Genomic DNA, 12,042 nt, shown 5'->3' with positions numbered 1-12,042 from the left:
AATGAATAAATATAAGGCAATCATACTCTGCCATGGAACTTGGGGAAAAGTATTAGTAGAAGAAGCAAATAAAAACTTTGGATTGTCAAATCAATACGAAGTTTTATCACTAAGCCCTGAAAAAGATGTTTCTGTATTCATGAAAGAGGTTGAAGAAATAGTAGATAAAGAGGATGTGAAAATTATAATATCAGATCTATATGGGGGATCTACATCAAATGTTGCAATAGCTGTTGCTATAAGAAGAGGGATAGATGCAATAAATGGACTTAGCTTACAGACAATTTTAATCGTAGATGAAGAATTAAGCAAAGAAGATAAAGTACATACATTACCAGAAAGAATCGTCAGAAAAAATAATAGCCTTTGTGTGGACTTAATTAAAGAATTTAAAAAAATATAAATTATGAGGTGGATATAATGACAAAAATAACATTAGTAAGAGTAGATCATAGATTAATTCATGGACAAGTTATAACAAAATGGGTGAAAATCGCTCAAGCTCAAAAAATAGTAATAGTTGATGACTTCTTAGGTCAAGATGAATTTATGGCTGACGTATATAGGATGGCAGCACCATCAGGAGTAGAAGTGGCTATTTTAACAGTAGAAGATGCAGGGCAAGCATTCCAAAACAATACTTTAGGAGATAAAAATATATTTATTCTATTTAAGAACGTTGATATGGCAAATAAGGCGTATAAGGCAGGTCTTAAGTATGAAAAGATTCAATTAGGAGGTATTCCAAATGAAGCAGGAAAGAAGATGGTATTTACAGCTGTTTCATTAGGAAATGAAGATGTAGAACAACTAAATGAACTTAATGAAAATGGGGTTGAAATAGTTCTACAGGTTATACCAGAGGAATCATCTATGACGTATGAAAATGCGTTAAAGAAATTTAAATAAAAATTTATAAATTAGGAGGAATTATAAATGGAATCTGTTTTGATGTTGGCAATTGTAACAGGATTATGGTATTGGTTTGCAGCAGGTCTTGCAGGGTATACCCTTTTCTCAACACTAAAGTCTCCTTTATTTATAGGTTTTAGCCTTGGATTACTTTGGGGTGATGTAACAACTGGTATGATTGTTGGTGCAAGTATAGAAATGGTTTATCTAGGAATGGTAGCAGCAGGAGGAAATATTCCATCAGATAAATGTTTAGCTGCTCTTATTGCAATACCAGTAGCACTTCAAACTGGTGTTAATGCAGAAGTTGCAGTATCTATTGCGGTACCTTTAGGTGTTATAGGAGTATTAGTTAATAACTTAAGAAGAACTGGTAATGCTGTATTAGTTCATAAGGCAGATAAGTATGCCGAAGAAGGTAATACAAAAGGTATCTGGAGATGTGCAACACTTTACTCTTTAATATTTGGGTTTGTTTTAAGATTTCCAATAGTTTTTGTATGTAACTTTTTTGGAGCAGATTTAGTTCAATCATTATTAGATGTTATACCACAATGGTTAATGAATGGATTAACAGTAATGGGTGGTATATTACCTGCATTAGGTTTTGCAACAACAATATTTACTATAGGTAAAAATAAATTCTTACCAATGTTTATTATAGGATTTTTTATGGTTCAATATTTTGAAATATCAATTACTGCAGCTGCAATATTTGGTGTTTGTATAGCTCTTTTAATTACATTTATGAAAGAAGATAAAAGGGTGGGTGAAGTATAATGCAAGAAATAAAAAACAAAGAAGTTAAAAATGAACAAGGTACGACTGAAGTTAATAAGACAAGAGTACTTACGAAGAAAGATGTAACAAAAACATATCTAAGATGGTGGTGGACAGCAGAATTATCTAACTCTTTTGAAAGAATGCAAGCATTAGCAGTTTGTGCAAGTTTCACTCCGGCTTTAGAAAAGTTATATAAGAGAAAAGAAGATTTAATAGATGCGTTAAAGAGGCATTTACAATTTTTTAATACTCAAGCTATATGGGGAGGGTTAATTCACGGTACAGTTTTAGCTATGGAAGAAGAGAAAGCTACTGAAGGAAAAATCCCAGGAGAAGTTATTTCAGGTGTTAAGAATGGGCTTATGGGACCTTTGGCTGGAATTGGAGATACTTTAGATTTTGGTACATTTCAAACAATATTCTTGGCTTTAGGTGCTTCATTTGGAGCAGAAGGAAGTGTTATAGGTGCATTTTTCCCAATAATGTTTAGTATATTACTATTTTGCGAAGGTTATTACTTATTCCATTTAGGATATTCTTTAGGTAGAGATTCAATTAAGAAAATTCTATCAGGTGGTATTGTCAATAAGATAATTGATGGTGCTTCAATTCTAGGAATGTTTATGATGGGAGCATTATCTGCAACTACAGTTAAGCTTTCAACTCCATTATCATTTGATATTGGTGGTAAAGCAATTGTTGTTCAAGACACATTAAATATGATTGCTCCAGGTTTATTACCACTTGGTGTTGTATTCTTCGTATATTGGGGAATGAAATACAAGAAGTGGACAATAACTAAGTTATTAGTAATTTTAGTTGTAGTAGCATTAGTAGGATCATTAATTGGAATATTCTAATTTACAATGATTAAAATATAGAATTTAATTTTAGGAGGAGAAAGACATGTCAGAAAAAATGTATACAGAGAAGGAATATTTAGAAGGAATTAGAGGAGCAACAGGAGAAAGAGCAGTATGGTTCTATCTTCTTATGAAAGAAGCTGAAAAATTAGGAGTTAATCCAGATGATATATGTAAAGAAGCAATATATGGATTTGGCAAAATGAGAGGTCAAAAATATAGCGTAGCAGATACTCCAGGAAAAATGGCAGAAATGTTATATAACAGTAAAGGACAAAAAGTGTTTGAAATGGAATTAGTAGAAAATACAGATGAGAATGGAGTTTTAAAATTCCATCACTGTCCATTAGATGCTGCTTGGAAAGAGTATGGATTAACTAAAGAAGAAAGAAAAGAAATTTGTAGATTAGCTTGCTACGGTGATTATGGAAGAGTTGATTGTGCACAAGGTGTTAGATTAGAGTTTGCTCAAAAATGTGCTCATGATGATGAAGTTTGCGAATTAGTATTCACAAGAAAATAGTTTTTAATGCTAAAAGCCTGTTCTTTAAGAACAGGCTTTAAAAAAACAGAAAGTAGGTTGATTTATGGATATAAGCAGAAGTGTAGATAATAGTTTAAATAGAACAGTAGAATTCCTAAAAGAATTAATAAAAATTGATACACAACAAGGTGAACCTATTTCACAATGTCCTTTTGGTATCGGACCTAAAAAATCTTTAGATAAAACTTTAGATTACTGCACTAGTTTGGGTTTTAGCGTTAAAAATATTGATAATTATATTGGATATGCAGAAATTGGAGAGGGAGAAGAATTAATAGGAATTCCAATGCATTTAGATGTAGTTCCCCCAGGAGATGGTTGGAGTGTAGATCCATTTTCGGGAGCAGTAATTGACAATGTTATTTATGGAAGAGGTGCCATAGATAATAAGGGGGCTGTATCTATGCTTATACATGTATTGAAAAACATAAAGGATATGTACCCTACAATTAATAAAAGAATAAGATTAATTTTTGGTACAAATGAGGAAACAGGTATGAAGTGTATCAAATATTATTTAGATAAAGGTGAAGAAATTCCAAGTATGGGCTTTACTCCAGATGCTATGTATCCAGTGGTTAATGGAGAAAAAGGAAGAGTTCATATAAGGATAGAAAAAGAGATTAAAATTGATAAAAGTAAACCTTACATAATAGTAAGTGGAGGAACTAAAGAAAATGTTGTTCCGTCTTATTGTACTGCAAAGATTATTAATGGAATTATTTCAGAATTAACTACTAAAGGAGTAGCTGTGCATGCAAGTAATCCTGAAAAGGGAGAAAATGCTATATCTAAAATGATAATAAAGATAGTTAAAGATAATATGGATTTTCAGTATAGAGAAGATATAGAATTAGTTTCAAAATACCTTTGCAGTGACTATTATGGAGATGCATTGGGAATTAATCAATATGATGAGGTGTTTAAAAGCACTACTTTAAATTTAGGAATATTAAAAGTGAATGAAGAAAAAATCATATGTGAGCTAGATATAAGGTATGGTAAAAATATAGTTTTAAACAATATAATAGATAGATTCAAAAAGTTTTTTTGTAATGGTTGGAAAATAAAGATTATTGATCATAAAGACTTACATTATGTGGATGAGAGTAGTTTAGTACTTAAAAAGTTATTAGAAGCCTATGAAAAAGTAACAGATGAAAATGGATATACAATTGCTATGGGTGGTGGCACATATGCAAGTTGGTTTAAAGATATGGTGGCGTTTGGACCTAAGTTCTTAGAGTATAAAACTGGTGGTCATGGAGCAGATGAAAGAGTACCAATAGAGCATATACGAAAGAATATGGAGATATATACCTTGGCTTTAATAAAACTATTAGAATTGTAAAAGGAAAATAGAACTTATGTGCAAATATAATTAAGAATACATTAAAGGTAGGTATACCTGGAACTGGGAAAATAGGAATAAAAATAACAGCTGGACTTGGTGGTGTTATTAAAACAATAAGGTTTTTGAGTTTGGAAATATTTATGTGTATTCTTTAAATAAAAGTTTATCTTTTAAGTGATAATTAAATATTTATTGATAAGGCTATGGCTTTAAAAATCATAGGCTTATTTTGATATTTTTTCCATTTTTGCAAAAATTATTATCCCTTTAAGAAAATTTCTTGAATTTTTTGAAATATTTCTTTATTAACTTAAAGTTAAAATTCTTTCTTCAAAGTAAATACTTAAATGAGCTAAAATTTGAGTCCAATTTCTAATTACCTTTGGTTCAAAATCTACATTTCGGTCTCTTGGAATATTTAAAGTTATTTCTCCAAAATCTGATTTAACATTTTTATTTCTATATCCATTTCTAGAGTTTTAGTATTTTTATTCTTATTATCATACCTATCATAACCTAGATGCTCATCAAGCTCCGCTTCTAACATTTGATGAATTGTACTTGCAAATAAATCCTTTAACATGTCTTGAACATCTGTAGTTGTTTTAACATCATATTCTTCAATAAGTTTTTTTAATATTTTGTTTTTGTTAAACATAAAAAGTGTGTACCTTCATTTATATAGTGATATTTAATATTTTAATTATCATTACTTTTTAGAAGAATACACACTTTATTTTAAAGACCAAGTTAATATTAATTAATTTTATATTATAGAAATAAATTTTTCTAATGCTGGATTTGTATTGTTTTTATTCCATACAACTACAACTTCGATTCTATTTTGTACTTCATTTATAGGTACAATTGCAATATCCTGTTTTATCATAGTATCTACAACACAAAATGAAGGTAAAATGGATATACCCATGTTAGAGGCTACTAGTGACTCAATAGTATTAAAATCATTTGAACGTTGTACAACATTAGGTACGAATCCCGCTTCACGATATCTATTCTGTATCATGGATTTTTGCCCATACTCATCTCCTGTTTCCTTTACAAAAATAAACTTCTCATGTTGTAGCTCAATTAAATCAATAGAATCCTCATTGCAAAGTGGATGACCATGGGGTAAAAGAGCTACCAAAGAATATCTTTCTACAGTTTTATATTCAAAATCTTTTAATGGTTGATTCTCTGGATTAATAACAAAGGCAAGATCCATAAAATTATTTTTTACTAAGTTTAAAAGTTCAGTTATCTCGTTAGTACAAATTTCCATAGATATATTAGGGTATGTATTAGAAAATTCTTTTAAATATTGTTGGAATTTGTTTTTTTCATATCCTATTAAGATTCCAATACTCAAAGTTCCAAAAGAACCATGTGCAAATTGTTGTGTCTTTTCAATAGCGTCATTGATATTTTTTATTATAGTACGAGCCTCAGATAAAAAAACTTTTCCAGCTGGTGTTAGCTCAACATGTCGTTTACTTCTTGTAAATAGAGTCACATTTATTTTTTCTTCTAAAGCTTTTATTTGTTGTGTAACAGCAGTTTGGGAAATATAAAACTTTTCTGCTGTTTTGGTAAAACTTAGATTTTCTGCTACAGATATAAAATATTCCAATTGCTTAGTATTCAAATAATCACCCCTATTTAAACTTTATTGTTTGTAGACCTTATTCATATATAATTAAAACTTATTATAGTATAAGAAAATTTACTTTTAAATAATATTGGAAAATATTTGTATAAAAATATATGTTTTAGACATATTTCTATATTAGGTTTTATAAAATTATCAAAGATAGACTAACTACTTCATCCTCAACATAAGTAGGCTGGAAAGGTAGTTAACATGGAGTAGCTCAATAATAAGAATAACTTATATATTCCCATGAAAACGATATTGGATTTAAGTAAGTTTGTCTCATAAAATGAAAGTATAGCAATTAATAATATTTTAAATGAGAAGGGAGAAAAAATGGAAGATAAATTTTATGCAAAAGGAAAAGGAAATAACGGATATGTTAAAAATCTTGAAGTTTGTTCCTTTAATGACTTAGATGGAACTTGTGGAATGTTTCAGATGGCTCTGTACAAAAGAGATGAAAAATACTATTTATATGGATGTTGTTTTGGGGGAAGTAAAAAAAATGGAGTAATGATTAGTGATGTGACAGATCCTTATAATCCACAATTTATAAAACATTTTCAAATGTTAAATCCAAAAGAGTATCCTACAACAACTACTCCAAAAATTCAAATAGCAGATGATTTAATGATAGTAGCTATGAGTTGTGGAAGTGGACCAGGAGCACTTGTAGATCAAGCTAAATTAGCAAGTATTAAGTGTGAAGCAGGAATCAGAATATATAGTTTAAAAGAAGACCCTTTAAATCCTAAGTTTTTAGGTTACTGGGATTGTGGATTAAAGCATGTAATGGGTGTTCATAGATTTATGTACAATGGTGGAAGATATGTACATTTATCAAGTGATTGTGTTGGATTTGAAGGTCTGATTTATAGAGTTATAGATATAATAGATCCAACTAATCCAGTGGAAATAGGTAAGTGGTGGAGACCAGACCAATATGCAGATGGATATCCAGATAGAACTTTTGATGCAGGAGCACCTCATTGTCCAGAATTTATGGATAAAGGATGGCTTCATGGACCACCATTTGTAAGAGATGGAAAAGCATATTGTGGTTATGGAGGAGCTGGTTTAGTTGTATTAGATGTTGAAGATTTAACAAGACCAAGATGCTTAGGTGAATTACCATTTATGCCTGCATTTTCTAGTAAACTCGCAGGAGCAAGAACTCATACAGCACTACCATTACCAGGAAGAGATTTAGTTGTTGTGCAAAATGAGGGAGAACGTTTCCAGTTTTTTAAGCCAGAGAGTATTACAGATGTTCAAGCTATGAATAATATACATATGGTTGATGTTAGTAATCCAACAAGACCAACATTAATTGCTCAATTCCCATATCCTGAAGTACCAAAGGATTTCCCATATCCTAACTTTAATGTTGCAGGGCTAGGAAAACCAGGGCCATTTGGTCCACATAACCTTCATGAGCCAATGGATAATAAACCATGGCTAGAGCAAAGAGGAGATAGAGTATATTGCTGTTATTTCCATGCAGGATTAAGGGTTTATGATGTATCAGATCCATATTACATCAAAGAGTTAGCATATTTTATACCACCAAATCCAAATAAAACGCCAGAAGAATCTTATTTCCCAGGATTCCCTGGACCACGCTTGGCAGTAACAGAAGATCTTATTGTTGACGATAGAGGTTACATCATTATAGATGCCCTAGATGATGGATTCTATATATTAAAAATGAAAGAAGATTAATAAACACTAAAGAGGGAGAGTTAAAAATGAAAATACTAGGTATTTCTTTTGGAACAAAAAATGGAAATAATGACACCATGTGTAAAGTGGCACTTAAAGGTGCTCAAGAAGCAGGAGCTGAAGTAGAATTTATTCAAATGTCATCTCTTAACATTAAACATTGTACTGGATGTTGTGCATGTGTTAAGACTTTATTATCTGGAAAAGGTAGTATGTGTGTATTAAAGGATGATTTTGAATGGTTACTTGACAAAATGAAAGATGCAGATGGGATAGTAGTTTCAGACCCTATATTTGAGGAAGGAGCATCAGGTCTATTCCATACTATAATGGACCGTTTTGGACCAAGAGCAGATAGAGGAAATAATATTATAGGAATAAAAGTTGCAGAAGCTACAGGAGGAAAAACTCCAGACCCAAGAATGCTTAATGATAAAGTAATATCATTCATGGGAATAGGAGGGTCAGACTGGGGTACAAGAGTTCAATGTGAGCATGCTATGTTAGCATTAATACCAATGTGGAAAGTTATAGATAATGCTTGGTTCCCATGGGCAAAGGAATTAGTAATGGATGGCTCAAAACTTGCTCAAGTTCATCAAATAGGTTTAAACATAGTTGAAGCAGCAGAAGATTTTGAAAAAGCTTTATACAAAGGAGAAGAAGGAGTCTGTCCACATTGTAATAATAGATTATTCTACCTTGAGCCAGGTACTAAAAAATCAATATGTGCTCTATGTGGTATAGTTGGAGAATTAGATACTGCAAGTGGAAAAACTGTATTTAGTTTCCCAGAAGAGCAATTAGGTCATGCTCATGATACTTTAGCAGGTAAGTTTATACATGGTGATGATATTAAGAAAATGGAAGGTCATTATGCAGAAGTTCGTAAAACACCAGAATTTAAAGAAAGAAAAGCCGCTTACAATTTTATAGAACCATTAACCAAAGAAAAGCATGCTGAACTTTCATTAGGAGAATAATTAAAATATGAAGATTCATATTTTAATTAGTGTTATAGGAGATTTATTATATGAATGAAAAGCCACACTTTAAACAAATTGGAATTATTAATATAGTAAATAATATCCAAATAGCACTTATCATATCGACTATAGAAGCAATTATTGCTTTAGTACCTGCATATTACAATGTTAGATTAGCTCCAGTGTTTATTGCTATGTTTATACCACTACACTTAATTTGTTTTGTAGTATCTATGATTGCAAATCCAATAACAATAAGGTTAGTGGGAATGAATCAAGCTATAGAAACTACTAATTATAATATAGGAAATGGATAGAAAGAAAAAAGAAATATTAACACTATCCATAGGGATTGCTTTACTACCTCCTTTATGGGCAGTGCTAGCACCTTATATAGGAATAAAAACTGGAGCAGTAGCATTAATTTGTGCAGGATTATATGTAACAAATGGTAATAAACGAAAAGATGGATTAAAAATAATGTTTGGTTTTTGGTGTGGAGATTTATGGGCAGTGTTGGCTATTATAATTATGGAATACATAAATCTCAACCCAAATCTAGAATTATTTTTAACACTTGGTATATTAGGTTTTTTTGCAGTTATAATTGCATCCTTATTTGAAAAAGTAATTTTCTTACCATCATGGCTTTGTGGTTGGGCCATAGGTCTAACTATTATGACAGGTGAAAGTATTATTAACTTACAAAGTCTTTGTATTCAAGTTGCTGTGGCTATGGCAGTAGGAGTATGGTATGTAGGAGCAGGCGTAGATTTATTTACTGTATGTATTTTGGAGAAAGATAAAAAAACGGGAAATTGAAAGCATATGAATATAATTTGATTATAGGAGAATGTTTATGGGATTTGAATTTAAAATAATGAGAAGTTTAATATATGTAGGACTTGCTAAGGAAGAGTATAGACCTAAATTAATGGACTGGTTATATCGCTACCATATTCCAGATAGTATTAGTAATTTTGGGCCATATTGTACTAAATATGCTTTTTATCAAGCATATCCTACACCAGATGAAGGCGAACGTTTTGGTGTACGTAAGATGCAATTAACAGAGCATTATTGGATTGTAGATGAACATATGCCTGAAATGGCAAATAGAATTATGACAGAATACATGCCTATGGATGTTCTCCGTTGGCAAGGGTGTATACCAGATGTGGAGAATAAAAAAGTTCATGAGAATGCAGAAAGTGGAGATGCAGGACGTGCAGTAGGTGGGGATAATGGATGTCCACCATTTATATTTGCTTTTGTTCCAATAAACTGGGAAGAAGATTTTAGAGGAAAAGGACGTACTGTACAAGATGGACCAAACTATCGTTGGCAATTTATGATTAAGTACCCAGATGGAATTTCTAAAGAAGAAGGAGAAGGATGGTTCTATGATGAGGTAGTTCCATACTTTACAAACTGCTGTTATGTTAATCGTTTTGTAAGTAGTAAAATCATGATTAACTATGGAGCAACTGCCTTTGATCGTGTAGTAGAACTATGGTTTGAAGGAGAAGAAGAATGGTATAAAGCTGTGGTTGAGGGGACAAAATCATTTATCAAAAAGCCAGAATGGGCACAAGAAGAAGAGTTCCCATATTTAAAACCACAATTTAATATTGCCTCAGTATTCTTAGGCGATATAGCAACTATGGACGCATATTCACAGTATCGTGGATATATTCCAATGAGATAAAATCAAGAAGTTCCTTTTATGATGACAAATAGTTAAAATAATAAAACTGTTATCATGAAGGGAACATTTTTGTGTCTAGAAAAACTTTTGAAGTAAAAGTTAAATATGTGAGAGTGTATCTTAAAGGTAAAGAATCATTGTTAGATACATGTAGATAATATAATATTTACAATGTATCATATTAATAAGTTTATACTTGAGTTATGAAGTAAAAAGAGTAATTCCAAAGATTACAAATGGTATGATGATTGTGATACTTCAAGTTTTAGAAGGTGTTGGAATTGTTAATAGGAAGAAATTTAATGAACATGAAGAACTCATATAACAGTAGGAGGATACAATGTATACAATTGGACAGTATCTAAATTTTTAGGAATATCTAGAGACACACTAAAATTTTATGAGAACAAAGGCTTAGTAAATCCCAAGAAAAATGATGAAAATAGATATAGAAAATATAATCAGTTTGATATATATGATATTACAACAATAAATTTTTATAGAGAAATGGAGATAGAAATTAAAAAGATTCAAGAAATAAGAAAAAGTAAGAGTATAAACAACTTAGAACTTTTGCTATAAGAGAAAGAACAAACTCTTTAAGAATGTAAGGGATAATCATATGCTAAGTGAGTGATATGATTATCTCTTATTTATTAATTGAATTTAAGTAAAAATTACTTGTAGATATTCTCTTAAGCTGGAGCCTAGTTTTAATAGGTTTTTCACAATAAAAATTTATAGGCTAATATTTATTTTTATAGTAAAATATAAAGAAATTATTAGAGTAACATTCAAGGAGGAATAGGTATGGTTTTATTAATTGTTGATACACAAAAACTAATAACAAATGAAAAGTTATATAAATTTCATGAATTTGTAGCAAATGTAGAAAGTTTAATTGATACAGCAAGAAAAAATAATATAGAAGTAATCTATGTCCGTCATGACGATGGAGTTGAAAATGAGTTGACTAAAGGTAAAAACGGATTTGAAATATATGAAAAATTTAAACCATGTGATGAAGAAAAAATCTTTGATAAAGAAGTAAATAGTGCTTTTAAGGGAACAGGCTTATTAGAATACTTAAAAAGTACTAGTGAAAAAAATATAATTATTGCGGGACTTCAAACAGATTACTGTATTGATGCTACTATAAAATGTGGATTTGAACATGGATTTAACATAATAGTCCCAGCTTATGCAAATACAACTGTTGATAATTCATTTATGTCAGCAGAACAATCATATAAATACTACAATGAATTTATCTGGAATGAAAGATATGCAGAATGTATTTCAGTGGACGAAACACTTAGAAGGATGAAATAAATATAGATTATTACATAAGAAAAAACTTAACTTACTTAGTCTAAAATATTAAAATCATAAGGAACATAGACTGCGACATTTATATTTACATAAGTTGATTTCAAATTTAAGTTCCAACAAAGGATGTTAAATTCCAAATTAAAAATCAGACTTAACATATTAGAGTTATATATAAGGCACA

17 protein-coding genes are annotated in these 12,042 nt (G+C 30.5%); 14 read left to right on the top strand and 3 right to left on the bottom strand.

What is annotated here, in order from left to right; genetic code table 11:
• The first annotated feature begins 1 nt into the window (after position 1).
• The 6 genes from IC174_RS15155 (at position 2) to IC174_RS15130 (ending at position 4,453) form a co-directional block, all read left to right on the top strand.
• Positions 2 to 403: a PTS sugar transporter subunit IIA gene (locus tag IC174_RS15155; protein WP_227436503.1), complete on the top strand. Its 402-nt coding sequence runs from the start codon at positions 2 to 4 to the stop codon at positions 401 to 403.
• A gap of 17 nt (positions 404 to 420) precedes the next feature.
• On the top strand, positions 421 to 909 hold the full coding sequence (locus IC174_RS15150) for a PTS sugar transporter subunit IIB (protein WP_227483310.1): 489 nt from the start codon (positions 421 to 423) through the stop codon (positions 907 to 909).
• A 27-nt stretch (positions 910 to 936) separates the two neighbouring features.
• Positions 937 to 1,692, top strand: a complete 756-nt coding sequence (locus IC174_RS15145; protein WP_003425166.1) for a PTS mannose/fructose/sorbose/N-acetylgalactosamine transporter subunit IIC — start codon at positions 937 to 939, stop codon at positions 1,690 to 1,692.
• The gene (locus IC174_RS15140) at positions 1,692 to 2,555 is read left to right on the top strand and encodes a PTS system mannose/fructose/sorbose family transporter subunit IID (protein WP_227436499.1); all 864 of its coding nucleotides are present in this window, start codon (positions 1,692 to 1,694) and stop codon (positions 2,553 to 2,555) included. Before IC174_RS15145 ends, IC174_RS15140 begins: the two co-directional genes overlap by 1 nt.
• Positions 2,556 to 2,601: 46 nt before the next feature.
• Positions 2,602 to 3,081, top strand: a complete 480-nt coding sequence (locus IC174_RS15135; RefSeq protein WP_227436497.1) for an L-2-amino-thiazoline-4-carboxylic acid hydrolase — start codon at positions 2,602 to 2,604, stop codon at positions 3,079 to 3,081.
• A 64-nt stretch (positions 3,082 to 3,145) separates the two neighbouring features.
• Positions 3,146 to 4,453, top strand: coding sequence for a M20 family metallopeptidase (locus IC174_RS15130; protein WP_227436496.1), 1,308 nt, complete (start codon positions 3,146 to 3,148; stop codon positions 4,451 to 4,453).
• Between the two features lie 308 nt (positions 4,454 to 4,761).
• Here the strand turns inward: IC174_RS15130 and IC174_RS21150 are convergent, their stop codons facing one another.
• From IC174_RS21150 to IC174_RS15120, 3 genes are all read right to left on the bottom strand, one after another.
• Positions 4,762 to 4,884 carry a hypothetical protein gene (locus tag IC174_RS21150; protein WP_413926651.1) on the bottom strand — a complete coding sequence of 41 codons (123 nt, stop codon included), beginning with the start codon at positions 4,882 to 4,884 and terminating at the stop codon, positions 4,762 to 4,764.
• A complete protein-coding gene (locus IC174_RS15125; protein ID WP_255606218.1) occupies positions 4,881 to 5,114 on the bottom strand; it encodes a transposase in 234 nt (77 codons plus the stop codon). Before IC174_RS15125 ends, IC174_RS21150 begins: the two co-directional genes overlap by 4 nt.
• Positions 5,115 to 5,222: 108 nt before the next feature.
• Entirely contained in the window at positions 5,223 to 6,104 is an 882-nt protein-coding gene (locus IC174_RS15120) for a LysR family transcriptional regulator (protein WP_227436494.1), read from the bottom strand.
• Positions 6,105 to 6,446: 342 nt separating this feature from the next.
• On the opposite strand from IC174_RS15120, the gene IC174_RS15115 reads away from it, so the two are divergent.
• The 8 genes from IC174_RS15115 to IC174_RS15080 all read left to right on the top strand — a co-directional run bounded on the left by IC174_RS15115 (position 6,447) and on the right by IC174_RS15080 (position 11,861).
• Positions 6,447 to 7,835, top strand: coding sequence for an LVIVD repeat-containing protein (locus IC174_RS15115; protein ID WP_227483309.1), 1,389 nt, complete (start codon positions 6,447 to 6,449; stop codon positions 7,833 to 7,835).
• Between the two features lie 26 nt (positions 7,836 to 7,861).
• Positions 7,862 to 8,818 (top strand): flavodoxin family protein, encoded by a 957-nt coding sequence (locus IC174_RS15110; protein ID WP_227436490.1) that lies wholly within the window; start codon positions 7,862 to 7,864, stop codon positions 8,816 to 8,818.
• A gap of 50 nt (positions 8,819 to 8,868) precedes the next feature.
• Entirely contained in the window at positions 8,869 to 9,138 is a 270-nt protein-coding gene (locus tag IC174_RS15105) for a hypothetical protein (RefSeq protein WP_227436488.1), read from the top strand.
• Entirely contained in the window at positions 9,131 to 9,643 is a 513-nt protein-coding gene (locus tag IC174_RS15100; RefSeq protein WP_227436486.1) for a DUF1097 domain-containing protein, read from the top strand. The genes IC174_RS15105 and IC174_RS15100 overlap by 8 nt, the downstream gene beginning before the upstream one ends.
• Positions 9,644 to 9,674: 31 nt before the next feature.
• A complete protein-coding gene (locus IC174_RS15095; protein ID WP_227483308.1) occupies positions 9,675 to 10,529 on the top strand; it encodes an acetyl-CoA hydrolase in 855 nt (284 codons plus the stop codon).
• Between the two features lie 196 nt (positions 10,530 to 10,725).
• Positions 10,726 to 10,854, top strand: coding sequence for a winged helix-turn-helix transcriptional regulator (locus tag IC174_RS15090; RefSeq protein WP_227436484.1), 129 nt, complete (start codon positions 10,726 to 10,728; stop codon positions 10,852 to 10,854).
• Entirely contained in the window at positions 10,851 to 11,111 is a 261-nt protein-coding gene (locus IC174_RS15085; protein WP_227483335.1) for a MerR family transcriptional regulator, read from the top strand. Before IC174_RS15090 ends, IC174_RS15085 begins: the two co-directional genes overlap by 4 nt.
• A 228-nt stretch (positions 11,112 to 11,339) precedes the next feature.
• Positions 11,340 to 11,861: a cysteine hydrolase family protein gene (locus IC174_RS15080; RefSeq protein WP_227483307.1), complete on the top strand. Its 522-nt coding sequence runs from the start codon at positions 11,340 to 11,342 to the stop codon at positions 11,859 to 11,861.
• The last annotated feature ends 181 nt before the right edge of the window (positions 11,862 to 12,042 follow it).

Source organism: Clostridioides sp. ES-S-0001-03 (genome assembly GCF_020676075.1).
Classification (GTDB): domain Bacteria; phylum Bacillota; class Clostridia; order Peptostreptococcales; family Peptostreptococcaceae; genus Clostridioides.
This window is presented reverse-complemented; position numbering and strand designations above follow the sequence as displayed.